Annotated in this window: 24 protein-coding genes; 9 read left to right on the forward strand and 15 right to left on the reverse strand. The window is 59.6% G+C overall.

Annotated features, from left to right (window positions below):
- Nucleotides 1–97 precede the first annotated feature (97 nt).
- The 4 genes from AC1RBR_RS10510 to AC1RBR_RS10525 form a co-directional block, all read right to left on the reverse strand.
- On the reverse strand, nt 98–475 hold the full coding sequence (locus tag AC1RBR_RS10510; protein WP_008083738.1) for a type II toxin-antitoxin system VapC family toxin: 378 nt from the start codon (nt 473–475) through the stop codon (nt 98–100).
- A complete protein-coding gene (locus tag AC1RBR_RS10515; protein ID WP_492564241.1) occupies nt 472–810 on the reverse strand; it encodes a type II toxin-antitoxin system Phd/YefM family antitoxin in 339 nt (112 codons plus the stop codon). Before AC1RBR_RS10515 ends, AC1RBR_RS10510 begins: the two co-directional genes overlap by 4 nt.
- Nucleotides 811–1,042: 232 nt before the next feature.
- On the reverse strand, nt 1,043–2,476 hold the full coding sequence (locus tag AC1RBR_RS10520; RefSeq protein WP_492564243.1) for a heavy metal sensor histidine kinase: 1,434 nt from the start codon (nt 2,474–2,476) through the stop codon (nt 1,043–1,045).
- Nucleotides 2,473–3,147 (reverse strand): heavy metal response regulator transcription factor, encoded by a 675-nt coding sequence (locus tag AC1RBR_RS10525; protein WP_492564245.1) that lies wholly within the window; start codon nt 3,145–3,147, stop codon nt 2,473–2,475. Before AC1RBR_RS10525 ends, AC1RBR_RS10520 begins: the two co-directional genes overlap by 4 nt.
- A gap of 411 nt (nt 3,148–3,558) precedes the next feature.
- Between AC1RBR_RS10525 and AC1RBR_RS10530 the strand changes: the two genes are divergently transcribed.
- From AC1RBR_RS10530 to AC1RBR_RS10565, 8 genes are all read left to right on the forward strand, one after another.
- Nucleotides 3,559–4,806 carry a TolC family protein gene (locus AC1RBR_RS10530; RefSeq protein WP_492564247.1) on the forward strand — a complete coding sequence of 416 codons (1,248 nt, stop codon included), beginning with the start codon at nt 3,559–3,561 and terminating at the stop codon, nt 4,804–4,806.
- Between the two features lie 49 nt (nt 4,807–4,855).
- Entirely contained in the window at nt 4,856–6,049 is a 1,194-nt protein-coding gene (locus tag AC1RBR_RS10535) for an efflux RND transporter periplasmic adaptor subunit (RefSeq protein ID WP_492564249.1), read from the forward strand.
- A 15-nt stretch (nt 6,050–6,064) separates the two neighbouring features.
- Nucleotides 6,065–9,214, forward strand: a complete 3,150-nt coding sequence (locus AC1RBR_RS10540) for a CusA/CzcA family heavy metal efflux RND transporter (protein WP_492564251.1) — start codon at nt 6,065–6,067, stop codon at nt 9,212–9,214.
- A gap of 212 nt (nt 9,215–9,426) precedes the next feature.
- Entirely contained in the window at nt 9,427–9,627 is a 201-nt protein-coding gene (locus tag AC1RBR_RS10545) for a co-regulatory protein PtrA N-terminal domain-containing protein (protein WP_492564253.1), read from the forward strand.
- A gap of 66 nt (nt 9,628–9,693) precedes the next feature.
- Nucleotides 9,694–10,026: a DUF2790 domain-containing protein gene (locus AC1RBR_RS10550; RefSeq protein WP_095138902.1), complete on the forward strand. Its 333-nt coding sequence runs from the start codon at nt 9,694–9,696 to the stop codon at nt 10,024–10,026.
- 461 nt (nt 10,027–10,487) lie between these two features.
- Nucleotides 10,488–10,868, forward strand: coding sequence for a DUF6124 family protein (locus AC1RBR_RS10555; protein WP_492564255.1), 381 nt, complete (start codon nt 10,488–10,490; stop codon nt 10,866–10,868).
- Nucleotides 10,869–11,157: 289 nt separating this feature from the next.
- Nucleotides 11,158–11,448, forward strand: a complete 291-nt coding sequence (locus AC1RBR_RS10560) for a type II toxin-antitoxin system TacA family antitoxin (protein WP_041073246.1) — start codon at nt 11,158–11,160, stop codon at nt 11,446–11,448.
- Nucleotides 11,406–11,927, forward strand: a complete 522-nt coding sequence (locus AC1RBR_RS10565) for a GNAT family N-acetyltransferase (protein ID WP_052510612.1) — start codon at nt 11,406–11,408, stop codon at nt 11,925–11,927. Before AC1RBR_RS10560 ends, AC1RBR_RS10565 begins: the two co-directional genes overlap by 43 nt.
- A 159-nt stretch (nt 11,928–12,086) precedes the next feature.
- On the opposite strand, the gene AC1RBR_RS10570 is transcribed toward AC1RBR_RS10565, so the two are convergent.
- From AC1RBR_RS10570 to AC1RBR_RS10580, 3 genes are all read right to left on the reverse strand, one after another.
- Nucleotides 12,087–13,412 (reverse strand): OprD family porin, encoded by a 1,326-nt coding sequence (locus AC1RBR_RS10570; RefSeq protein WP_492564256.1) that lies wholly within the window; start codon nt 13,410–13,412, stop codon nt 12,087–12,089.
- 173 nt (nt 13,413–13,585) lie between these two features.
- Complete coding sequence (locus AC1RBR_RS10575) at nt 13,586–13,900, reverse strand: helix-turn-helix domain-containing protein (RefSeq protein WP_007964870.1); 315 nt, start codon at nt 13,898–13,900, stop codon at nt 13,586–13,588.
- Nucleotides 13,890–14,240, reverse strand: a complete 351-nt coding sequence (locus tag AC1RBR_RS10580; RefSeq protein ID WP_007964869.1) for a type II toxin-antitoxin system RelE/ParE family toxin — start codon at nt 14,238–14,240, stop codon at nt 13,890–13,892. The genes AC1RBR_RS10575 and AC1RBR_RS10580 overlap by 11 nt, the downstream gene beginning before the upstream one ends.
- A gap of 371 nt (nt 14,241–14,611) precedes the next feature.
- Here AC1RBR_RS10580 and AC1RBR_RS10585 point away from each other — a divergent pair, with 371 nt between their 5' ends.
- A complete protein-coding gene (locus tag AC1RBR_RS10585; protein ID WP_492564258.1) occupies nt 14,612–15,076 on the forward strand; it encodes a GNAT family N-acetyltransferase in 465 nt (154 codons plus the stop codon).
- Between the two features lie 191 nt (nt 15,077–15,267).
- Here the strand turns inward: AC1RBR_RS10585 and nuoN are convergent, their stop codons facing one another.
- Genes nuoN through nuoG form a run of 8 tightly spaced genes read right to left on the reverse strand, consistent with a single transcriptional unit; the run spans nt 15,268 to nt 25,261 of the window.
- Nucleotides 15,268–16,731 (reverse strand): NADH-quinone oxidoreductase subunit NuoN, encoded by a 1,464-nt coding sequence (nuoN, locus tag AC1RBR_RS10590; protein WP_095138920.1) that lies wholly within the window; start codon nt 16,729–16,731, stop codon nt 15,268–15,270.
- A 7-nt stretch (nt 16,732–16,738) separates the two neighbouring features.
- Nucleotides 16,739–18,271, reverse strand: coding sequence for an NADH-quinone oxidoreductase subunit M (gene nuoM, locus AC1RBR_RS10595; protein ID WP_095138922.1), 1,533 nt, complete (start codon nt 18,269–18,271; stop codon nt 16,739–16,741).
- Nucleotides 18,272–18,310: 39 nt separating this feature from the next.
- Complete coding sequence (gene nuoL / locus AC1RBR_RS10600; protein WP_095138924.1) at nt 18,311–20,164, reverse strand: NADH-quinone oxidoreductase subunit L; 1,854 nt, start codon at nt 20,162–20,164, stop codon at nt 18,311–18,313.
- Nucleotides 20,161–20,469: an NADH-quinone oxidoreductase subunit NuoK gene (gene nuoK / locus AC1RBR_RS10605; RefSeq protein WP_003180046.1), complete on the reverse strand. Its 309-nt coding sequence runs from the start codon at nt 20,467–20,469 to the stop codon at nt 20,161–20,163. The genes nuoL and nuoK overlap by 4 nt, the downstream gene beginning before the upstream one ends.
- Before the next feature lie 3 nt (nt 20,470–20,472).
- Nucleotides 20,473–20,973: an NADH-quinone oxidoreductase subunit J gene (gene nuoJ / locus AC1RBR_RS10610; RefSeq protein WP_007951462.1), complete on the reverse strand. Its 501-nt coding sequence runs from the start codon at nt 20,971–20,973 to the stop codon at nt 20,473–20,475.
- A 9-nt stretch (nt 20,974–20,982) separates the two neighbouring features.
- Nucleotides 20,983–21,531 (reverse strand): NADH-quinone oxidoreductase subunit NuoI, encoded by a 549-nt coding sequence (nuoI, locus tag AC1RBR_RS10615; protein WP_003223795.1) that lies wholly within the window; start codon nt 21,529–21,531, stop codon nt 20,983–20,985.
- Nucleotides 21,532–21,542: 11 nt separating this feature from the next.
- On the reverse strand, nt 21,543–22,550 hold the full coding sequence (gene nuoH / locus AC1RBR_RS10620; protein ID WP_007964859.1) for an NADH-quinone oxidoreductase subunit NuoH: 1,008 nt from the start codon (nt 22,548–22,550) through the stop codon (nt 21,543–21,545).
- Nucleotides 22,547–25,261, reverse strand: a complete 2,715-nt coding sequence (nuoG, locus tag AC1RBR_RS10625; protein WP_204894814.1) for an NADH-quinone oxidoreductase subunit NuoG — start codon at nt 25,259–25,261, stop codon at nt 22,547–22,549. Before nuoG ends, nuoH begins: the two co-directional genes overlap by 4 nt.
- Between the last annotated feature and the right edge of the window lie 133 nt (nt 25,262–25,394).

Genomic DNA, 25,394 nt, shown 5'->3' on the forward strand with positions numbered 1-25,394 from the left:
GGAGTGAGCCTGCTCGCGATAGCGGTGTGTCAGACGAAAAAGATATCGACTGACCCGCCGCCAGCATTGATGTGTGCCGGTACTGGATGTGTCTTGATCAGACCAGAACAGCCAGATCGGTGTACCGAGCAACCAAAGCATCAGCCGTGAGCAACTTCATCGGTTCGGTCATTGCTGTGGCCACGATAATGCGGTCAAACGGATCCCGGTGATGGTGCTCAAGATCCTTAACGGCGATGGCGTGCTCTGCAGTCACTGGCAGTTCGATAAAGCCACTGTCGAGACAATATTGGCGGACTTCTTCCAGATCAACATTCAGCTTGCCGAGCCCGACCTTGATCGCCATTTCCCAGAAGGTGGCGGCGCTGATGTAGATTTCGGCGGCGTTCTCAATCAATTTTCTGGCTTTGCCGGACAGTCTGGCGTCATCACTGAGCGTCCAGAGCAAAATGTGCGTGTCGAGCAGAAGCCTCATGCTTGAGTGCCCTCAAATGCATCAAGCATGTCATCGGGCAATGGTGAGTCGAAATCGTCGGGCAACACCAGTTTGCCCTTCATTGCGCCAATACGCTGAGCGCTGGGTTTTCCTACGGGAACGAGGCGAGCCATCGCCCGCCCATGCTTGGCAATCGTGATGACTTGGCCAGCAGCGGCATCATCGACGAGTTTGGATAAATTGTTTTTGGCTTCAGCCAGCGGAACGATGATCATCAGCTCACCCCTGTATTCTGGACAAATATAGCCAGAATATTTCAACGCTGCCAGACCACAGAATTCTTCAGCCCATTCGCAAACGATATCCCTGTTCATTTTTAGCCTCTCGTCGGTATTCCATCTGCCAAGGCCTCCACCATAGAGCTATCTACGCAAAACTGGCTGTAGGACAAAACGGAGGTTGCGGCGAGAGCTTTCGGCGTTTGTGTGGGGACGGGAGCAAATCGGTAAAAAATCGTACAAAAATATCGACTGACCCACCGCCATCGCAAGCGGGCGAAGGCCTGCAGGTTTCAGTGGTGTCCACAAAACCTGAGTACCCCGCAAATCACTGTGGGAGCTTGCCTGCAAGCGATGGGGCCGTTGATGGCACCGCAGGGAAAGCGAGGCGGAACACCGTCATCGCCCCCGGCAAACTCTTAACCTCCGCCACACCCTGATGCAGGCTCATGATCGAGCGCACAATTGCCAGCCCCAATCCGGTGCTGCCCTGCGAGCGCGAGCGGCTGCTGTCGACGCGGTAGAAGCGGTCGAACAGATGTGGCAGATGTTGCGCCTCAATCCCGGCACCGGGGTTGCTGACCAGCAGGGAGGCCTGGGTCGCTCCTTGTTCGATCAGCAACGTCACGGTTTTCCCGTTCGGGCAGTGGCGTAGCGCATTCGACAGCAGATTGGAAATCGCCCGCTGAATCATCAATCGATCCCCCATCACCTGTGCGCTGCCGAGCACATTCAAATGAATCTGCTTGTCCTGCGCCGACAAGGAAAACATCTCCGCCACCTTCGCCACTTCAACTTCCAGCGCCACCGCTTCAAACGGCGCCAGCGCCGACGGATGACTTACCTGCGCGAGAAACAACATGTCCGAAACAATCCGCGCTACCCGCTCCAGTTCCTCGGTGCAGGACACCAGCACATCCTTGTATTCCTCGGTCGTGCGTTCGCGGGACAAGGTCACCTGCGCCTTGCCCATCAAATTGTTGATCGGCGTACGCAACTCATGCGCCAGGTCATCAGAGAACTGCGACAACTGCTGCACCCCGGCATCCAGCCGATGCAGCATGAAGTTGATGCCTTGCGCCAGTTCACTCAACTCCTGCGGCATGTTCACCACGGACAATCGATGTTCCAGGTCCTGGGTCGAGACCATCGCCGCTACTTTGCGGAACTCGCGCAGCGGCGCCAAACCACGCTGCACCGCGCCCCACGCGGTCAGGCCGATAAACACCAGCAGCAACGGCAAGGCAATCAGCGTCGAGCGCAGGTAGGCGCTGAGGAGGGCCTCATCGTGGGCGTTATCCACTGACAGCAGCACCGGCACGCTGTTGCCGTCCTTGAGGCGAATCAGTTTCGAGGCGGTGAGGAATTTCTTGCCTTCAGCGTCGGTGCTGTCGCTGTAAGCCAGTTGATCGGTGGTGGCGCGCACCGCTTTCAGTTCCACGCGCGGTTCGCTCAATCCCGAGCCGGATTTGAGCAGCGGCGAGCGATGATTGAGTCGGTCGTAAATGGTCAGCGTCAGGTTGTCATGTCCCATCACCTGATCGAGCAGAATATGCGGCTTGCCGGTGATTTCATTGGCATCGACGTACAACGACAGACTGTGCTCCACCTGCGCCATCTTCTTTTCCAAACTGTCTCTGGCAAGCGAATTCAGTTCATGGGTCAACGCGAAGTAGGCAAGGATCGCCAGAAACACCACCAACAGCGCGCCGAGAATACTCACTGTCAAACCAAGGCGCATCGACAGGCTGGAGGGCTTCATTCCCGTGCCTCCAGCACATAACCGACACCGCGCAGGGTGTGGATCAGTTTGCTGTCGAACGGGTCGTCGATCTTCGCCCGCAAACGGCGGATCGACACTTCGACAACGTTGGTATCGCAGTCGAAATTCATGTCCCACACCAGCGAGATAATTTGTGTGCGCGTCAGCACTTCACCGGACTGGCGCATCAGCAGATGCAGCAGGGCGAATTCCTTGGTGGTCAGGTCAATACGCTGCTCGCCGCGAAACGCCCGATGACGCCCGGGATCGAGTTCCAGATCGGCGACTTTCAACACCTGCGGCAGCGGGATGTTTTCGCTGCGGCGCATCAGGGTGCGCACCCGCGCCAGCAGTTCGGGAAACTCGAAAGGCTTGACCAGATAGTCGTCGGCGCCCAGGTCCAGACCGCGAATCTTGTCCGCCAGCCGCCCGCGCGCAGTGAGCATCATTACCCGCGTCGAGTGGGTGCGACGCAGTTGTTCCAGCACGCCCCAGCCATCCAGTTCCGGCAGGTTCACGTCGAGAATAATCAGGTCATACGCCTGCTGTTGCGCCAGATGCAAGCCATCGGCGCCAGTGGCGGCGTGGTCAACGATATAACCACTTTCGGTCAAACCCTGATGCAAGTATTCGGCAGCTTTAAGCTCGTCCTCGACGACAAGGATTCGCATGATCTTTCACCACTTTTATTTAAGGGATATTTAATTAAGGTGGCCAGGAAAGTTATGGTTTTTGTAAGGTCTTCCGGACGCTGTTCAATAACTGAATGACGAACACGGTAAAGGCTGTAGTGGCTACAGGGTCAATCTCGGAGGCCTTTAAACGGCCATCCGCGACAGCCTGTCGCAGCCTGAATGCCCCAGCAGACATGTATTGCATTCAGGCAAGTGCTGTTCAGCAGATAACTACCGAGTATTTGTTTCCATGTATTTCGGCAAAGCCGTTTGCACTTCGCATCCTAGAACAAAACAACTTTGCTGAACCGTGGATAACGGATTTGTAATTTTCCAGTCACCTTGTCGATAAGTTCAAAACCCTAACGTGGCGGCATCGAAAAATCCTGAATTAAAGGAAGTCCTCCATTGCCCGGTCTAATTGAACTGACGGCGCGATCACGCCTGAAAAAAGCTGCCAGCGGCCTCTTGTTGCTGGTTGGCAGCAGCTTGGCCAGCGCATCGACCCTGACACTGGATCAGGCGCTGCAAAGTGCCTTCGCCGGCAACCCCGATCTCGCCGCCGCGCAGTGGGAAATCGGCATTGCCGAGGGCGATCGGCAACAGGCCGGGCTGATCCCCAATCCCGAGGTGTCGTGGGAGGCCGAAGACACCCGGCGCGACTCGCGCACCACTACGGTGATGCTCAGCCAGCCGATTGAACTGGGCGGCAAACGCGGTGCGCGCGTTGATGTCGCCAGCCGTGCGCAGGACGCCGCCGGCATCGAGCTGGAGCGCAAGCGCAATGCCTTGCGCGCCGACGTGATTCAGGCGTTCAACAGTGCGCAAACCGCGCAGCAACGTTTGCAGCTGTCGCGTCAGTCACTGCAACTGGCCGAGCACGGTTTGCGCGTCGCTCAGGGGCGGATCGAGGCCGGCAAATCGTCGCCGGTCGAGGGCACGCGAGCACAGGTGCAGCTCTCGGAAGTGCGCCTGGAGGTGAGCCGCGCCGAGCGCGATCAGGCCAACGCCTATCAGCAACTGGCGCAGGTCATGGGCGCACCGTTGCCGACTTCGACCAACGTCCAGGCCGCCACGCAAAACCTCGCCACGCTGCCGCCGCCCGGGCGTTTGCTCGAGCGTCTGAACCAGACCGCCGAGCTGCGTCTGGCGAAACTGCAGATCGATCAGCGCGAAGCCGCGTTGGGCCTGGAAAAGTCCCAGCGCATTCCTGATCTGACGGTGAGCATCGGCAGCCAGTACAGCGAAACCGAGCGCGAGCGGGTCAACGTGGTCGGGCTGTCGATGCCGATTCCGCTGTTCAACCGCAATCAGGGCAACGTGCTCGCCGCCGCACGGCGCAGCGATCAGGCGCGGGATCTGCGCAACGCCACCGAGCTGCGTTTGCGCACTGAAGTCCAGACCAGCTTTGAGCAATGGCAGACCGCCAATGGCGAAGTCAACGCGTTCAACCAGACCATCCTGCCTGCCGCACAAAGCGCAGTGGACAGCGCCACCCGTGGTTTCGAAATGGGCAAGTTCGCTTTCCTCGACGTACTCGACGCCCAGCGCACCCTGATTGCCGCGCGCAGCCAATACATCCAGGCCGTCAGCGAGGCGACCGACGCCCGCGTGCGCCTCGAACGGATCTTCGGCGACCTCAGCGTCAGCCCTTGAATTTCACTTTTCAGATAACTGCGCGATGGCACGGCGCAGAGGAGTTTCCATGGATAAAAAACTGATGGTGGTCGCGGTGGCGACCTTGGCGCTCGGCATTGGCCTCGGTTCGATGTGGCCGGCCAATTCAAATATCGACGCGCATGCCGATGAGGCCTCCGAACACGCCGATCACGCCGAGGAGGGCGCTGCCGCCGAAGGCGAACATGCCGAAGAAGGCCACATCGAATTGAGCGCTGAGCAGATCGCCGCCGCAGGCATTCAACTGGCCGAGGCGCGGGCGCAGAGCATCAGTCTCGGCCTGTCGTTCCCCGGCGAAGTGCGCTTCGACGAGGACCGCACGGCACACGTCGTGCCGCGCGTGCCGGGGGTGGTCGAGTCGGTGGCGGTCAACCTCGGGCAAACCGTGAAGAAGGGCCAGTTGCTGGCGGTGATCGCCAGTCAGCAGATCTCCGATCAGCGCAGCGAACAGGCCGCCGCGCAACGTCGCTTGGCGTTGGCGCGTACCACCTACGAGCGCGAGAAAAAGCTCTGGCAGGACAAGATTTCCGCCGAACAGGATTTCCTCCAGGCCAAGCAGGCGTTGGAAGAGGCGGAAATCGCCATGAACAACGCCCGGCAAAAAATCAGCGTGCTCAGCGGCAGCGTGGTCGCCACCGGCGGTAATCGCTACGAACTGCGCGCACCGTTCGACGGCGTGGTAGTGGCAAAACACCTGACGCCGGGGGAGGTGGTCGATGAAACCACCGCCGCGTTCACCCTTTCGGACTTGTCCCGGGTGTGGGTGACCTTCGGCGTTTCGCCCAAGGATCTGACCAGGGTGCAGGTGGGTAAACTGGTGACTGTCAGCGCGCCGGAATTGAACGCGCAAGTCACCGGCAGCGTGGCTTACGTCGGCAGTCTGCTCGGCGAACAAACCCGCACCGCGACCGTGCGCGTCACCTTGGAAAACCCGCAGGGCTCGTGGCGCCCCGGGCTGTTCGTCAGCGCGCGGGTGGCGACCGACAGCCGCGAAGCGCAAGTCGCCGTACCGGAAACCGCGATCCAGACCGTCGAGGACAAACCCACGGTATTCGTCCGAACCGACGACGGCTTCAAGGCGCAGGCGGTGGAGCTGGGCAGCCGCGCCGCCGGCCACGTCGAAGTCACCCAAGGGCTGGAACCGGGCGTGCAAGTCGCCAGCGCCGGCAGCTTCGTCCTCAAGTCGGAGCTGGGCAAAGCCTCAGCCGAGCACAGTCATTAATTCTGGAAGGTCACCATGTTCGAACGCCTGATCCAGTTTGCCATCGAGCAGCGCATCATCGTGCTGCTCGCCGTTCTGCTCATGGCCGGCCTCGGCATCGCCAGTTATCAGAAACTGCCGATCGACGCCGTGCCCGACATCACCAACGTCCAGGTGCAGATCAACACCGGCGCCGCCGGGTTCTCACCGCTTGAAACCGAGCAGCGCATCACTTTCCCGATTGAAACCGCGATGGCCGGTTTGCCGGCGCTGGAGCAGACCCGGTCGCTGTCGCGTTCGGGGCTGTCGCAAGTGACGGTGATCTTCAAGGACGGCACCGACCTGTTCTTCGCCCGCCAACTGGTCAACGAGCGTCTGCAGATCGCCAGGGAGCAATTGCCCGAAGGCGCGGAAGCGCTGATGGGGCCGATTTCCACTGGCCTCGGCGAGATTTTTCTGTGGACGGTGGAGGCGAAGGAAGGCGCGTTGAAGGACGACGGCACAGCCTACACGCCGACCGATCTGCGGGTGATTCAGGACTGGATCATCAAGCCGCAATTGCGCAACGTACCGGGCGTTGCCGAGATCAACACCATCGGCGGGTTTGCCAAGGAATACCAGATCGCGCCCGATCCGAAACGCCTTGCCGCGTACAAGCTCACCCTCACCGATCTGGTCACCGCGCTGGAGCGCAACAACGCCAACGTCGGCGCCGGGTACATCGAGCGCAGCGGCGAGCAGTTGCTGATCCGCGCACCGGGGCAAGTGGCGAGCACCGAGGACATCGCCAACATCGTCATGGCCAATGTCGACGGCACGCCGATCCGGGTGAAGAACGTCGCCACCGTGGAAATCGGCCGTGAATTGCGCAGCGGCGCAGCCACGGAAAACGGTCGGGAAGTGGTGCTCGGCACCGTGTTCATGTTGATCGGCGAGAACAGCCGCACGGTCTCGCAAGCGGTGGCCAGCAAGCTCGAACAGATCAATAAGTCCTTGCCACAAGGCGTGATCGCCGTGCCGGTGTACGACCGCACGCACTTGGTCGACAAAGCCATCGCCACGGTGAAAAAGAACCTCGTCGAAGGCGCGATTCTGGTGATCGCGATTCTGTTCCTGTTCCTCGGCAACATCCGCGCCGCGCTGATCACGGCGATGGTGATTCCGCTGTCGATGCTGTTCACCTTCACTGGCATGTTCAGTAACAAGGTCAGCGCCAACCTGATGAGCCTCGGCGCGCTGGACTTCGGCATCATCGTCGACGGCGCGGTGGTGATCGTCGAAAACACCCTGCGCCGCCTGGCTCACGCGCAGCAGCATCACGGGCGTTTGTTGACCCGTGCCGAGCGTTTCAAGGAAGTGTTTGCGGCGGCGAAAGAGGCGCGGCGACCGCTGATTTTCGGCCAGTTGATCATCATGGTGGTGTACCTGCCGATCTTCGCCCTGAGCGGCGTCGAAGGGAAAATGTTCCACCCGATGGCGTTCACCGTGGTCATCGCGCTGCTCGGTGCGATGCTGCTGTCGGTGACCTTTGTGCCGGCAGCGATTGCGCTGTTCGTCACCGGCAAGGTCAAGGAAGAAGAGGGCGTGGTGATGCGCGGTGCACGTCGGGTGTATGCGCCGGCGCTGGCCTGGGTCATGGCCCATCGCACGGTGGCCGTGGGCGCGGCGTTGGGGGTGATCGTGCTCAGCGGCGTGCTCACCAGCCGCATGGGCAGCGAGTTTGTACCGAGCCTCAGTGAGGGGGATTTTGCCCTGCAAGCGCTGCGCGTGCCGGGCACCAGCCTGACGCAATCGGTGGACATGCAACAGCGTTTGGAGACGCTGATCCTGGCCAAAGTGCCGGAGGTTGAACGGGTGTTCGCCCGCACCGGCACGGCGGAAATCGCTTCCGATCCGATGCCGCCGAACATCTCCGACAGCTACGTGATGCTCAAACCCAAGGACCAGTGGCCAGACCCGAACAAGTCCCGCGAAACCCTGATGGCCGAGCTGCAAGCCGCTGCCGCGACGCTGCCGGGCAGCAACTATGAACTGTCGCAGCCGATTCAACTGCGCTTCAACGAACTGATCTCCGGTGTGCGCAGCGACGTCGCGGTGAAGGTGTTCGGCGATGACATGGACGTGCTCAACGCCACGGCGGCGAAGATCGCGGCGGTAATGCAAAAGGTCAACGGTGCCGCTGAAGTGAAGGTCGAGCAGACCACCGGGTTGCCGGTGTTGACCATCAATATCGACCGCGACAAGGCGGCGCGTTATGGCCTCAACGTTGGCGATGTACAGGACACCATCGCCGTCGCAGTGGGGGGACGGCAGGCTGGCACTTTGTACGAGGGTGATCGGCGCTTCGACATGGTGGTGCGCTTGTCCGACGCCATGCGCAAGGACATCGACGGCTTGTCGGCGTTGCTGATTCCGGTGCCGGCGTTGAGCGGTGCGGCGAATCAGATCGGTTTTATCGCGCTCAAGGACGTCGCCAGCCTCGATCTGGTGCTCGGGCCGAACCAGGTCAGCCGCGAAAACGGCAAGCGCCTGGTGATCGTCAGCGCCAACGTGCGCGGGCGCGATATCGGCTCGTTCGTCAGCGAGGCGGGTGTGCTGATCGAGCGCGAGGTGCAGGTGCCGGCCGGGTACTGGACCAGTTGGGGCGGGCAGTTCGAGCAACTGCAATCAGCGGCCAAGCGCCTGCAGATTGTGGTGCCGGTGGCGTTGCTGCTGGTGTTCGGGTTGCTGTTCATGATGTTCAACAACCTCAAGGACGGCTTGCTGGTGTTTACCGGGATTCCGTTTGCCTTGACTGGCGGGGTGATGGCGCTGTGGTTGCGGGATATTCCGCTGTCGATTTCCGCAGGCGTGGGGTTTATCGCGTTGTCCGGGGTGGCGGTGCTCAACGGGCTGGTGATGATTGCGTTCATTCGCAATTTGCGTGAGGAAGGAAGGTCGCTGACGGAGGCGATCAATGTCGGCGCGTTGACGCGGTTGCGGCCAGTGTTGATGACGGCGTTGGTGGCGTCGCTGGGGTTTATTCCGATGGCGCTGGCAACCGGCACCGGTGCCGAAGTGCAGCGGCCGCTGGCGACGGTGGTGATCGGCGGGATTCTGTCCTCGACGATCCTCACGCTTCTGATATTGCCCGCGCTGTACCAGATCGCCCATCGCCGGGATGAGGACACCGTACCGTCTGAATAGGTGATCCCTTGTGGGAGCGGGCTTGCTCGCGAAGAGGCCGTGTCAGTCGACATCAATGTTGGATGACACACCGCTTTCGCGAGCAAGCCCGCTCCCACATGGGTTCCGTGCACTGATCCGGCAGATAACGGATATGTAATTCCCCCGCCACCGTCACGAAAGGTGCGCCTTGTTACCTTGATCCCGTCAGCTACTTAAACGAGGAATCAACCATGAAATTCGCCCAACTGAGCACCTTCGCAGTCGCCCTGATGTTGTCGTCCCTGGCCATGGCCGAAGGCGGCGGTGACCGCACCTTCGATCGGATGATGACCGCCAATGACCGTTCCATGGAGCTGTTCGTCGCCAAGGAACAGGCCCGCGACCCGGTCGTGGTCAACGAGAAGAAAGACGACAAGACCAAAGACCTGTAAGCCCGGCGCACTGGAACAAGCCCGTTGTCGTGTGCCGATGCCGGGCTTTTTTACGGAGGAGTAAACATGCAGTTGATCAAATGGATGACCTTCGCCGGCGTCATGGCGATGTCGGTAAATGCACTGGCTGAAGGCGGCGGCGATCGCACTTTCGAGCGTGCGTTCAGCGCCAACGCCAAAGCCATGGAGCAATACGCCGCCGAGCAGGGCAAAGCGGCGCCGGTGGTCAAGGAATATGAATACGGCATGAAGCTCGACGTGGTGAAAATCGTCAGCGTGGTGAAGCCGCAGCCGGCTTGCTCGGTGGTGCCGACCGCCATGACCTACGAGGACTCGCAAGGGCAGCTCAATACGCTCAAGTACAGCGTGGCGGGCGTGTGCCGCAACAGTGGTGGCTAACCAACACCTAATCCCTGTAGGAGCTGCCGAAGGCTGCGATCTGTTGATCTTGGTCTTCAAAGTCAAAAGATCGCAGCCTTCGGCAGCTCCTACACGGGGCACATTTTTAGTATCACGATCTGTATTTAGATTCGGAATGTTTAAAGGTTGTGTGGGAAAAGCTGAACCTTCCCACAATGTTTTCAGGTTGTCCCTCGGACGTCCGCTCTCTAGCCTGTGTGGGTCGCTGCCAAATCAGCGATCGGGATTGGAACCCCTCGGCTTAACTGAAGCAAAACGCACTGTTCATGACGTATGCTTGCGCACTTTCATGTGTGCACTCCGTTATGGCGGCTGTGCGCGGGAGACTTCGAGTCTGTCGGGTTTTGCTCAGTTACCCGGGTTCCAACCTGCGTACAGCTGCCACCCCTTCGCGTGGAACCGAAAGGGCCAGCTCCACCGTCAAGCTGAGTGAAAACATTATGAAAAAGCCAACACCCAATCCGCCCGAAGCGAACGCTGCTGCAGACCCCGATCCAACATCCCCCTACGCCGCCATCGACACCCACAAACTCCATGAAGCCGCCGAGCGCGCCCTCGACTACTACCTCAACCCCGCAGCGCCCATCATGGCCACGCCTTACACCGCCAACGCGCTGTTCCTGGTCAACCCCAACGCCGACACCGAATCCCTGCTGGCCAACGCCTGCGAATCCCTGGCCTCGGCCACTGTGATGCTCGGCGACTTCGCCGCGTTGCTGGAGGGCACGCATCGCAAGACGCTGCTCGGCATCGCGCAGGTGGTCATGCTCGGTGAACTGGCGGTGAACAAAGCGCTGGATAACGTGGACGTCGCGACGTAGGCGAAGGTCCTTTGACGAGGATCCTTTTCTCGCCAGACCTGAATAAAATGACCGTGTATCTGAAAGCTATACGCGTATATGCATTAGCTACACGGTCGGTATAGAATCGACTCCGAAGTCGCTCTCATGGCTTCGCACCTCAAACGTTAGATCTCACGTTAAGAGCATGGCCTAAACCTCTCCGGGCCACTCAAGGAGTCAGAAAATGAAAAATAAACAAAAGCTGATGTGCTAACGCCATAAGGAGGCTCCAGCTCCAACATCACCTACCCAGATGGGAAACAGAACAATGTCCACAACTGAAAGCGTTGAAAAATCCAAACCCGTTCCAATCAACATGAGAGCGGACGAAAAGAAACGTAATCTGATCGATTTGGCAGCCGCCATGTCTGGTCGTGATCGCACAAGTTTTATCCTGGAAGCTGCCTGCCAAAAAGCTGAAGAGGTGATTCTGGATAAACGACTGTTCCTTCTCGACGACAGCGCATTTGACGCATTCGAACAGGCTATTGAAGCCAATCCGGCTCGAGGTAACGAATGCCTGCACCAACTGCTCGCTCGTCCAAAACGTTGGAGTTGACCGCGCCCGAGAAGCTCAACGACCAACACGAACTTGATGCCTTCGATTCTGGTGAGGTGACCATTGACCAATACCTGCAGAGGAAGGCGCGAAAAGCCCAATCCACCAAGCAGGCTGTTGTGTACGTCAGTTGCCTCAAAGGCACGTCGAATGTGATGGCCTACTACACGCTATCCAGCGGATCAGTCGCCCGCGCCAGCGTCATGCCGAAAAGCCGTCAACGCAACTCGCCCAGTGTCCATCCGGTAACTCTATTGGGACGTATGGGCGTAACACGGGAAGCTCAGGGCCAGGGCTTCGCCATCGATTTACTGCAAGATGCGATTGAAAGAGCTCTCAACGCGTCTCAGTCGATCGGATCCAGCGCGATAATTGTTCATCCCTTGAATGATCGGCTGTCGAGCTTTTATATCAAGTACGCGGGATTCATTCCGTGCCCCGACATTTCCCCTATAACACTGATGCTGCCTTTACGCTAAAAGCTTGGATTAATCAGCTATCCGCCAGGTTGTCTCGATAGCGGGTTGATTATGTCGCGACCGCAGAGCAAAAAAGGCGCCCCGAAGGGCGCCAAAAAATTCACCTCTGACCAAAGGAGCAAGGAGCCTCTAAAGGTGAATGGTATTGCTCGGGGAAACTCAGAGAATCGCCAACGGATACTCGACGATCACCCGCACTTCATCCAGATCCGACTCGAACGCCGTGGCGCGGGTAGTGGCTTGGCGCAAGCGCAGTGACAGGTCTTTCATCGAACCGCTCTGCACCACGTATTTGACTTCGATATCACGCTCCCAACGTTTCTGATCGGTCAGCGGATTGCCCTCGGCATCGCGGCGCATGTACACGGCGTTAGCCTTTGAATAGTCAGCGTCGGTACCACGTGCGTAACGGGTCATGAACGACAGACCGGGTACGCCGTAAGTGCTCATGTCGAGGTCATAACGCACCATCCACGAACGTTCTTTCGGCGAGTTGAAGTCGCTGTACTGGATCGAGTTGTCGAGGAAGATCGAGTCCGACTGGCGCAGGTAATCGAAGTCGTCGTTGCCGTTGTTGCGCTGGTGGGAGAGGGCGACGGAGTGCGCGCCGAGTTTCACGCCGACGCGGCCGCTCCAGATGTTGTTGTCGAATTCGCCGAGCAGTTGTTTGCCTTCGTCGACTGCCTTGTAATAGTTCAAGCCGCCGAACAGCGACAGGTCATCCGACAGTGGGTAGGTCCATGCGGTGCCGGCGTAATACTGGTTCCAGGCATCCTTGAGGCGACTGGAATACAGGCTGAAACTGAGGTTCTTGTTCAGCACATAATCACCGCCGCCATACGCGATCCACGGCGAATTGACTGGGCCTGCGTAGAAGGTCGCGAAGTTCTCGCGCATGTCGCTCGACACCGGCTGGCTCATCGCGTGCAACCGACCGCCCTGCACCGACAGACCTTCAATGCTGGTGTTGCTTGCCGTCACCCCGCGAAAGCTTTCCGGCAGCAAGCGCGAGTCACCCGCCGCGACCACCGGATTGGCCGGGAACACATCGCCAACCTTGACCACCGTATCGAACGCCCGAATTTTCGCAGCGCCACCGACCTTGGTGTATTCGTCCCGTGCTTCGCCGTCGCTGTTGACCGGCAACACATCAAACGAACTGCGCCCGCCGTTGCGCCCGTCACCGGTATCGAGCTTCAGACCGATCATCGCAAACGCATCGACTCCAACCCCGACGGTGCCTTGGGTGAAACCGGATTCGAACTTGCTGATCACGGCATGCGACCAGGCTTCGGAATAACCGTTGCCGGTTGGGCTGGACTGGCCGTTGCGATGATCACGATTGAAGTAGAAGTTGCGGTTGAGCACCGTCAGGCTGCTGCCCTCGACAAAGCCCTCAGGCTTGTCTTCTGCAAACACCATGGACGGCCCGGTGCCGACCACCACCGCTAAAGCGGCCATCGACATTTTTGTATTGTTAACCATCAAACACTCCTTGGGTTCGGCAGAACGGGAACGTGCGTCGGCGTGGTTTTATTGTTCGACGGGCAAAGGCCCGCCGGCAGTGGTCGCCGGGTCATATCGTTGCAAGCTGCGGATAACGCCAAGGTGATGGGGGAATTACAATTTCGTCATGTGGCTGGAATGAAAACCCTCTATCAGGTCAGGGCTGCGAGTTGTTCGATTGTCTGTGGAAAACGCTCGACCAGACGGATCAGGGTTGTGGCCTGAGCATTGGGCGTTGCTCGTCCTTGCTCCCAGTTTTCCAGCGTTCGCGTGTTGGTGCGTAGATACATCGCGAATACTGACCGGGAGAGATTAAGTTGCTGGCGGATGGCTACCACTTCCTCAGCAGTGATCGGCATCAGTTTTGGCAGCTGAACCTTGTGGGTACGCAAGGTGATTTTGCCTTGGCGTTCATCGGCCAGTGCTTCCAGTCCATCCATCAGTTCGGAAAAAATGTCACGTTTCATAGTGGCTTCTCGCGTTGAGTTCTCTATCCAGTGTTTTTCTGAAAAGTTTTTTCTGGGCAGGCGTCAAATCGTCCTGCTCGTTTTTGTTGTAGACGGTAAAGAGCCAGAACTGATCGAAGCCTGACCACCAGTAATAAATCACTCGTAATCCGCTGCGCTTGCCTTTCCCTCTTCGTTGGTCGCTAAAGCGAATTTTACGAAGCCCGCCTGTGTCCTCGATGAGATCGCCCGCTTCCGGATTTTTCAGCAACTCCAATTGAAAGCTGCGAAACAGATCGTCATCCAGATAGTCGTCTCGGTGCTTCTGAAATACAGGTAATTCGATAAATAGAGCATCCATGTTCTGTACGTTACCTACGTATAGTGTTGTCTCGATAATCGAATTGGTCAAGGCCTCCTGGCCTTGCTTTTCGTCCCTTTTTCAACGGTAGACGCCGGTCGTAAAAACACCTGTAGGACGAATCGACGAGTGTGGTGAGAACGTTCGATTGAGTAGCGAGGAGGCTTGGCAATTGACGTGTCGGAACAATCCGCAGCACTATCGCCCCATGACTGTCCAACTTCGAATGAACATGATGTGCTCCTCCATGACCGCTTCCGGCGGGCCATGAGGTCATACGTGTTTGTCATTTGACGTGTTACCCAAAGCCCCGCCAGCAATGGACGGGGCTTTTTCATTGCCCCGTCCGCACATGGCTCAAGGAGAGAGAAATGTTCGACATCAGAAGAGCCACCGCGAATGACGCCCAAACCGCATTCGACATACGACGCTTGGCGATCAGGCATCAATGCATCGGTGCCTACACCGAACAGCAAATGCACGACTGGACCAAGGGCTCGGCTGAAGACGGTTACGACACGCTCATGGAAAAGCATTTCTATCTGGGCTGGGTTGAGGACGAGCCAGTGGCAACCGGAATGCTTGATCTGGAGTACCGTGAAATCGGTGCAATCTTCATTCATCCGGATTTCATGCAGCGCGGACTGGGCAAACAGGTTCTGCACTTTCTTGAAGATCTGGCAAGGGAGCTGGGGCTGGCAGAGGTGTGTCTGGACGCAACGTTGAACGCTGCCGATTTTTACCGGAGCTGCGGTTACGTCGGGGAGGGGAGTGCGATTTACCAATCACCTTCAGGGCTGCAACTGGCGTGTGTACCGATGGTGAAGAAACTGTGATGCCATTGTGGCGAGGGAGCTTGCTCCCGCTGGACTGCGTAGCAGGCCCCGCTTCTCAGCTGAACAGCGGGACCGCTTCGCGTCCTGGCGGGAGCAAGCTCCCTCGCCACAGGTTATTTGTTGCTACATGGAACCCGTAAAACAAAAACGGCACCCGAAGGTGCCGTTTTCACTTGTAGCCAGCCGAGCAATCAGCCCGCCAGACCCGCCTGCTGAACCAGGGTCAGCAATGGCTGCGGGTACACACCGAGGAAGAACGCGACCACGGCGATGGCCAGCAGCATTACACCGCCTGCCTTCTGTTCCCAGTGCAGCTGGGCGTCGTGGCGGCGCAGGTTCGGTTCGATCAGGTACAGGGTGACCATTACGCGCAGGTAGTAGAACACGCCGATGGCGCTGCCCAGTACCAAGGACCCGACCAACCACCATTGGTGCGACTCGACACCGGTGGCGATGATGTAGAACTTGCCGATGAAGCCAGCGGTCAGCGGGATACCGGCCAGGGACAGCATCATCACGGTCAGTACCGCGGTCAGGTACGGACGGCGCCAGAACAGGCCGCGATACTCGTACAGGGCGTCGGCGTCACGACCGTTGTACGGCGAGGACATCAGGGTGATAACGCCGAAGGCGCCGAGGCTGGTGATCACATAAGTCACCAGGTACACGCCGATGGCTTCCACCGCCAGACCCTTGCTCGCCACCAGCGCGATCAGCAGGTAGCCGAAGTGCGCGATGGACGAGTAACCGAGCAGACGCTTGAGGTTGCTCTGGGTCAGGGCCAGCAGGTTACCGAACAGGATCGAGGCGACGGCGATCACGCTCAGTACGTCGCTCAGCACGCCACTGCTCGCGGCAGGGGAGATCTGGAACAGACGCACCATCACCGCAAACACGGCAACCTTCGACGCCGTGGCAAGGAACGCGGCGACCGGTGCCGGAGCACCTTCGTAGACGTCCGGGGTCCACAGGTGGAACGGTACCAGCGACAGCTTGAATGCCAGACCGATCAGCATCATGCCCAGACCCAATTGAGCCAGCGAGCTCGGCAGGTTGGTGGTAGCCAGCGCCTGACCGATACCGACGAAGCTCAGGGTGCCGGCGTCAGCGTAGAGCAGGGCCATACCGAACAACAGGAACGCGGAACCGGCGGCCGACAGCACCATGTACTTGATGCCGGCTTCCAGCGAACGCTTGTTGAAGAAGGCGTAAGCCACCAGACCGTAGACCGGCACCGACAGCAGTTCCAGACCGATGAACAAACCGGCCAGGTGCTGCGCGCTGACCAGAACCAGACCACCGGCGGCGGCCATCAGGATCAACAGGTACAGTTCTTCACGGTTGCCCGGGTAACCCGAACCGCCGTCGCCGAGGTAGGCATGGGCGAGGGTTACACAAGCGAGGGTGGCGACCAGGATCAGCGCCATGTACAGGCAGGCGAAGGTGTCGATTTGCAGCAAAGGAGTCACGGCCAGAGGCGCGACTTTCAGGGCTGGCAGGATCGACAGCAAGGCCAGGTTCAGACCGGCGACCGAGATCAGGAAGGTCTGCGAGTGGTTGCGGCGCCAGGCGATTGCCAGCATCACCACGATAATGGTGAGGCTGGTGATCAACAGTGGCGCAAGCGCAATAAAGTGTTGAATCGTGAATTCCATAGCGCTCTTACCGGGCCGAAGCGAGTTGAGTGAAGGCGGTGCCGAGCCACTGCTGCACGCCATGCATCGTGGCGGCGGAAGTGTCGAGGAACGGTTGCGGGTAGACGCCGAGGTAAATCAGCAGCACCGCAAGGCCCAGCACCATGGTCAGTTCGCGACCGTCCATGCCGTGCAGGATCGAATCCGATTTCGACGGACCGAAGTAGGCACGGTGGATCATGATCAGCGAGTAGACCGAACCGAACACCAGACCGGAGGTGGCAATCGCGGTGATCCATGGCGCGCTGGCGAAGGAACCGATCAGGATCAGGAACTCGCCGACGAAGTTACCGGTACCCGGCAAGCCCAGCGACGCGGCGGCGAAGAACAGGCTGATCGCCGGCAGGTAAGCGATACGCGACCACAGACCGCCCATCTCACGCATGTCACGGGTATGCAGACGCTCGTACAGCTGACCGCTGAGGATAAACAGTGCCGCGGCCGACAGACCGTGTGCCAGCATCTGGATCACTGCACCTTGCAGCGCCAGTTGGCTGCCGGAGTAGATGCCGATCAACACGAAGCCCATGTGGGACACGGACGAGAAGGCGATCAGACGCTTGATGTCGGTTTGCGCGAACGCCAGGAATGCACCGTAGAAAATCCCGATCAGACCGAGGGTCATGGCGATCGGCGCGAATTCGGCCGAGGCATTCGGGAACAGCGGCAGGGCGAAACGCAGCAGGCCGTAGGCCGCGGTTTTCAGCAGGATACCGGCGAGGTCGACGGAACCGGCGGTCGGCGCCTGGGCGTGGGCATCAGGCAACCAGGAGTGGAACGGTACAACTGGCAGCTTGACCGCGAAGGCGATGAAGAAGCCGAGCATCAGAATGTACTCGGTGGTCATCGACATCTTGGTCTTCAACAGATCGGCGTAGTTGAAAGTAATCACGCCAGTGTTGTTGAAGTTGACCAGCACCAGACCGAGGATCGCCACCAGCATGATCAGGCCGGAAGCCTGAGTGAAGATGAAGAACTTGGTCGCGGCGTAGATCCGGGTTTTCTTGCCGTCCGAAGAACTGTGACCCCAGAGCGCGATGAGGAAGTACATCGGCACCAGCATCATTTCCCAGAAGAAGAAGAACATGAACAGGTCGAGGGCGAGGAACACGCCGACAACGCCGCCCAGGATCCACATCAGGTTCAGGTGGAAGAAGCCCACGTGACGCTGGATCTCTTTCCACGAGCAGAGTACCGAGAGGATACCCAGCAGACCGGTCAGCAGGATCATCAACAGCGACAGGCCGTCGAGGGCCAGGTGCACGTTGATGCCGAAGCGCTGGATCCAGACGTGCTTGAACTCAAGCGCCCAGGTCGGATCGGCGCCAGGCGCCGGCGCAAATGAATAGTCACCGTGGGCCCACAGCCAGAGGCCGAGGGCGAGTTCCAGGGTCATGGTCAACAGCGCAATCCAGCGGGGGAGGGTAGCGCCGAAGCGCTCACCCATCCAGCACAGCAGGCCGCCGATGAAGGGGATCAGGATTAGCCAAGGCAGAATCATGACGGGCTCGTTTCCTTTCGCAAATTCGCAAGGTTCATATCAGACCGCTACCAGCACGATGGCGCCGATTACCAGCACGGCACCAGCAGCCATCGAGGCGGCATACCAACGCAGTTGACCGGTCTCGGTGCGGCTCAGGGCGGTGTGTCCGCCTTTGGCCATACGCGGGATCAGACCGATGGTCTGGTCGAGCGGGTCTCTGCGCAGAACATGGCTGATCGCAAGGTACGGCTTGACGAACAGTTTGTCGTAGATCCAGTCGAAGCCCCAGGCAGCGAACCACCAGGCCGAAAGGAAACGGCCGATGCCGCTGTTGGCGATCGCCGTCACGAAGCGACGCTTGCCGAGGAACAGCAGGGCCGCCAGCAGGATACCGGCCAGAGCGATAGCGCCCGAGGCGATTTCCAGACTGTGCTTGGCTTCGCCGCCAGCATGGCCAACGCTCTCAGGCAGTACGCCGTGCAGAGGCGGAACGATCATGGCGCCGACGAAGGTCGACAGCACGATCAGCACCGACAGCGGCAGCCAGTGAGCGATGCCGTGACCGGCGTGGGCTTCAGTCTTGGCTTCACCGTGGAACGTGATGAAGATCAGGCGGAAGGTGTACAGCGAAGTCATGAACGCGCCGACCAGACCTGCGTAGAGCAGACCGTGGTTGCCGCTGGCGAACGCTTCCCAAAGGATTTCGTCCTTGGAGTAGAAACCGGCGGTGACCAGTGGCAGAGCGGCCAGAGCGGCGCCACCGACGATGAAGCTGGCGTAGGCCAGTGGCAGTTTTTTCCACAGACCGCCCATCTTGAAGATGTTCTGCTCGTGGTGGCAGGCAACGATCACCGCACCGGAAGCAAGGAACAGCAGGGCCTTGAAGAAGGCGTGGGTCATCAGGTGGAAAATCGCGCCATCCCAGGCACCAACGCCCAGCGCCAGGAACATGTAGCCGATCTGGCTCATGGTCGAGTAGGCGAGGATACGTTTGATGTCGGTTTGTACCAGTGCGGCGAAACCTGCGAGAACCAGAGTCACACCGCCAACGATGCCGACCAGGTGGAGGATTTCCGGCGCCAGGGTGAACAGACCGTGGGTACGGGCGATCAGGTAGACACCAGCGGTCACCATGGTCGCGGCGTGGATCAGTGCCGACACCGGGGTCGGACCGGCCATCGCGTCCGCGAGCCAGGTTTGCAGTGGCAGTTGCGCCGATTTACCGACCGCACCACCCAGCAGCATCAGGGTTGCCAGGGTGATCCAGAAGTCGCCGACCTGGAATTTCTGCGGTGCCAGCACCAGCAGTTCCTGGATGTTCAGCGTGCCCACTTGCTGGAACAGGATGAACAGGCCGATGGCCATGAACACGTCGCCGATCCGGGTCACGATGAAGGCCTTGAGTGCGGCGTTACCGTTGTTGCGGTTGCTGTAGTAGAAACCGATCAACAGGTACGAACACAGGCCCACGCCTTCCCAGCCGAAGTACAGGAACAACAGGTTATCGCCGAGGACCAGGAACAGCATGCTGGCGATGAACAGGTTGGTGTACGAGAAGAAGCGCGAGTAGCCCGCTTCGCCGCGCATGTACCAGGACGCGAACAGGTGGATCAGGAAACCGACACCCACCACCACGCCGAGCATGGTGATCGACAGGCCATCGATGTAGAGGGCGAAGTCAGGCTTGAAGCCTTCGACCGCCATCCACTTCCACAGCACCAGGGTGTAGTGGCCGCCCTCGGGAGGCGCGACGTTGAATTGCCAGATGACGTAGGCGGCGACAATCGCCGACAAGCCAATGGAGCCCACGCCGATCAGCGCCGAGAGGTTTTCCGACCAGCGTCCACGGGAGAACGACAGCAGCAGGAAACCGATCAGAGGGAATACAAAAGTCAGAAAGATTAGGTTCATCCGCGCATCTCACTGGCAGCGTCGATATCGAGCGTGTGGAAGCGGCGATACAGTTGCAGCAGGATCGCCAGACCAATACTGGCCTCGGCGGCTGCCAGGCTGATCACCAGGATGAACATGATCTGTCCATCCGGTTGCGCCCAGCGGGCGCCCGCAACGATGAAGGCCAGGGCAGAGGCGTTCATCATCACTTCCAGACTCATCAACACGAACAAAATGTTGCGGCGGACCATCAGGCCGACCAGACCAAGGCAGAACAGGATGCCGGCAACGGCCAATCCATGCTCGAGAGGGATAGCAGGCATGTCTTACTCCTTCGCCTCGTTACGGCCCAAATGGAACGCCGTGACGGCTGCGGCGAGCAGCAGCATCGAGGCGAGTTCGACCACCAGCAGATACGGGCCGAACAGGCTGATGCCCACGGCTTTCGCGTCTACGGTGGTGTGGCCGATGGCCTGACCGCTCTGGTGAGCGAACAGCACATACAGCAGTTCGGCCAGCAGCAGGGCGGCGAGAATCACCGGGCCTGCCCAGATACCGGGCTTGAGCCAGGTGCGTTCCTGCTGAACCGAGGCCGGGCCCAGGTTCAGCATCATCACCACGAACACGAACAGCACCATGATGGCGCCGGCGTAGGCGATCACTTCCAGCACGCCGGCGAACGGCGCGCCGAGGGCGAAGAAGGTCATGGCCACGGCGATCAACGAGATGATCAGGTAGAGCAGGGCGTGCACAGGGTTGGTGTTGGTGACCACACGTAGCGTGGACACAACCGCGATACCCGATGCGAAATAGAAAGCGAATTCCATCGTTCTTCCTTAAGGCAGCAAGCTCTTCACGTTGATCGGTTCGGCTTCGTTCTGTGCAGAGCCTTTCGGCTTGCCAGCGATTGCCATACCTGCAACACGATAGAAGTTGTAATCAGGGTTTTTGCCGGGGCCGGAGATCAAAAGATCTTCTTTCTCGTACACCAGGTCCTGACGTTTGAACTCGGCCATCTCGAAATCCGGGGTCAACTGGATTGCGGTGGTCGGACAGGCTTCCTCGCAGAGACCGCAGAAAATGCAGCGCGAGAAGTTGATACGGAAGAAGTCCGGGTACCAGCGACCGTCTTCGGTTTCAGCTTTCTGCAGCGAGATGCAACCCACCGGGCAAGCCACGGCGCACAGGTTGCAGGCTACGCAACGCTCTTCGCCATCGGGGTCACGGGTCAGGACGATGCGACCACGGTAGCGTGGCGGCAGGTAGACCGGCTCTTCCGGGTATTGCAGGGTGTCGCGCTTGCGAAAGCCATGGCCGAAGACCATGACCAGGCTGCGCAACTGGGTACCGGTACCCTTAACGATGTCGCCAATATATTTGAACATGGGTCAAATCCTCACTGAACCGCAACCGCAGGTGTGTTCCACAACACAACCGCAGCGGTTATCAGCAAATTGATCAGGGTCAGTGGCAGGCAGAATTTCCAGCTGAAATCCATCACCTGGTCATAACGCGGACGCGGAATGGAAGCGCGCAGCAGGATGAACAGCATGATGAAGAACGCGGTCTTCAGTGCGAACCAGACGAAGGACAGTTGCGGCAGGATGCCGAACGGACCGTGCCAGCCACCGAAGAACAGGGTGACCAGCAGCGCCGAGATCAGGATGATGCCGATGTATTCACCGACGAAGAACATGCCCCATTTCATACCGGCGTATTCAATGTGGTAACCGTCGGCCAGTTCCTGTTCCGCTTCCGGCTGGTCGAACGGGTGACGGTGAGTCACGGCCACGCCAGCGATGAAGAAGGTACAGAAGCCGAAGAACTGCGGAATGATGAACCACAGGTTCTGCGCCTGGTACTCGACGATGTCGCGCATGTTGAACGAGCCGACCTGCACCACAATGCCCATCAGGGCCAGGCCCATGAACACTTCGTAGGACACGGTCTGCGCCGAGGCACGCAAGCTGCCGAGCAGGGCGAACTTGTTGTTGCTCGACCAGCCGGCGAACAGCACCGCGTAGACCGACAGACCGGCCATGGCGAAGAAGAACAGCAGGCCGATGTTCAGATCCGCGACGCCCCAGGTCGGGGTGATCGGGATGATCGCAAACGCGATCAGCAGGGCGGACATGGCCACCACCGGTGCCAGGGTGAAGATCACCTTGTCGGCAAACGGCGGGGTCCAGTCTTCCTTGAAGAACATCTTCAGCATGTCGGCGGCGATCTGGAACATGCCGAACGGGCCAACGCGGTTCGGGCCGTAACGGTCCTGCCACCAGCCCAGCAGGCGACGTTCGACAAAGCTGAGCAACGCGCCCGCGACCACAACGGCCAGCAGAATCACGATGGCTTTGATGACCGTCAGGATCACATCGATCACTTCAGGGGTGAACCAGGTCATTGCGCTGCCTCCTGCAGACCGTCGACGGACAGGCCGGCGAATGCCGGTGGAATGCCGGCGATGCCCGCAGGCAAGGCCACCAGACCAGCGCCCAGCTCTTCATTGATGCGCAGCGGCAGACGCAAGGTCTGGCCGGCCACGTTCAGGCTCAGCAGAGCACCGTCGTTGACGCCCAGGCGATCCGCTTCGGATTTGGCCAGCGCCACGTACGGAGCCGGAATGCGTTCCTGTACCGGTGCGGCTTTCGACGAGTTTTCGTCGCTGCCGAACAGGTGGTAGAACGGCACTGCCTGCCAGGTGCCCGGCGCCGGGTTGAATGCGCGCGGAGCAGCGGCGAACCAGTTCAGCGAATCACCGGTGCTTTCGATCAGGCGGGTGCCCGGGTCGCCAGCACGCAGGTGACCACCGACTTCATCCTGGAACTTGTTCCAGGCTTGCGGCGAGTTCCAGCCCGGCGACCAGGCGAATGGCACCTGCTGACGCGGTTCGGCCGAGCCCGAGTAACCTTCCATGGAGAAGGCGAACGCGGTGTCTTTATCTTGCGGGGTGCGCGGTTCGTGAACGCTGATGTCGGCGCGCATTGCGGTACGACCGGAATAACGCAGCGGTTCACGTGCCAGTTTCAGACCCTTGATGCGGAACGCGGCAGACGGCGCGGCGTCGACGATACGCGCCAGTTGCTCGGTGCTCGATGCCACGGCAGCGGTGACGTGGTCGAGTTGCGTCCAGTCGATCGGTTGGTTCAGCAGGGTCGAGCGCAGGGCGTGCAGCCAGCGCCAGCCTTCGTGAACCAGGATGCTCGCATCCATGTATTGCGGATCGAAAACCTGGAAGAAGCGCTGGGCGCGACCTTCCTGGCTGACCAGCGTACCGTCGCCTTCAGCGAAGCTCGCCGCTGGCAGAACCAGTTGCGCGCGCTCGGTGGTGGCGGTCTTCTGGTGGTCGGCAACGATCACTACTTTCGCAGCGTTCAGCGCGGCATCGACCTTGGCTTTCGAGGTGCGGGTGTACAGATCGTTTTCCAGCACGACGATGGCGTCGGCTTTGCCATCGATCACGGCTTGCAGCGCCGCGTCGACCGATTCGCCACCGAGCATGGCCAGACCGAGGCTGTTGGCTTCCGGCACGATCAGGCTGATCGAACCGTTCTTCTCGCGCAGCTTCAGGGCTTTGGCGATGTTCGCCGCCGCTTCGATCAAGGCTTTGGAACCCAGCGAAGTACCGGCGATGATCAGCGGACGTTTGGCCGCGAGCAGGGCGTCAGCGATACGCTGAGCCAGTTCCAGTGCTTCGGCGTCCAGACCTTCAACGGCCGGGGCGCTGGCGTCCAGTGCGTGAGCCACGGCGAAACCGATGCGCGCCAGATCATCCGGAGCTGCGTGAACGCATTCTTCAGCGATGTCGTCGAGCTTGGTTTCGGCCAGGCTGGCGATGAACAGCGGGTTCAGTTCGTGCTGACCGATGTTCTTCACCGCGGCGTCGAGCCATGGCTGAACGCGCATGGCTTCGGCCATGTCTTCAGCTTTGCCCTTGACCGACTGACGCAGGGACAGCGCCATACGGGCGGCGGTCTGGGTCAGGTCTTCACCGAGGACGAACACGGCGTCGTGGTCTTCGATGTCGCGCATGTTCGGCACGGGCAGCGGGCTGTCTTTGAGCACTTGCAGAACCAGACGGATGCGCTCCAGTTCGGAGGCTTCGATACCGGAGTAGAAGTGCTCGGCGCCGACCAGTTCACGCAACGCGTAGTTGCTTTCGAGGCTGGCACGCGGCGAACCGATACCGACGATATTGCGACCGCGCAGCAGGTCAGCGGCTTTATCCAGCGCGGCATCCAGACCGAGCTTGGTGCCGTCGGCCAGCAGCGGCTGACGTGGACGGTCGGTGCGGTTGACGTAGCCATAACCGAAACGGCCACGGTCGCACAGGAAGTACTGGTTCACCGAACCGTTGAAACGGTTTTCGATGCGACGCAGTTCGCCGTAACGTTCGCCCGGGGAGATGTTGCAACCGCTGGAGCAGCCATGGCAGATGCTCGGCGAGAATTGCATGTCCCATTTACGGTTGTAGCGCTCGGAGTGAGTCTTGTCGGTGAACACACCGGTCGGGCAGACCTCGGTGAGGTTGCCGGAGAACTCGCTTTCGAGGGTGCCGTCTTCAACGCGACCGAAGTACACGTTGTCGTGGGCGCCGAACACACCGAGGTCGGTGCCGCCGGCGTAGTCCTTGTAGAAACGCACGCAGCGATAGCAGGCGATGCAGCGGTTCATTTCGTGGGAAATGAACGGGCCGAGTTGCTGGTTCTGGTGGGTGCGTTTGGTGAAGCGATAACGGCGCTCGTTGTGGCCGGTCATCACCGTCATGTCTTGCAGGTGGCAGTGACCGCCTTCTTCGCACACAGGGCAGTCGTGCGGGTGGTTGGTCATCAGCCATTCGACAACACTGGCGCGGAACGCCTTGGATTCTTCATCGTCGATGGAGATCCAGGTGTTGTCGGTGGCAGGGGTCATGCAGGACATGACGATGCGACCACGGGTGTCGTTCTCGTCGGTGTACTGCTTGACCGCGCACTGGCGGCAGGCCCCGACGCTACCAAGCGCGGGGTGCCAGCAGAAATAAGGGATGTCGAGGCCCAGCGACAGACATGCCTGTAACAGGTTGTCTGCCCCGTCGACTTCGAGCGCTTTGCCGTCTACGTGGATAGTGGCCATGGTTCAAAGGTCTTCGTTGGCCCGGTGTCAGCGGGCGTGGCTAATGGAATCTTGTTATCCGTCCGAATCCAGTCAGCCCCGAAAGGCGTCATCGGACGAAAGGCGAAGGGCACGGACCCTTCGCCTTTTTAAG

Source organism: Pseudomonas sp. GW823-FHT01D03 (assembly GCF_058798255.1).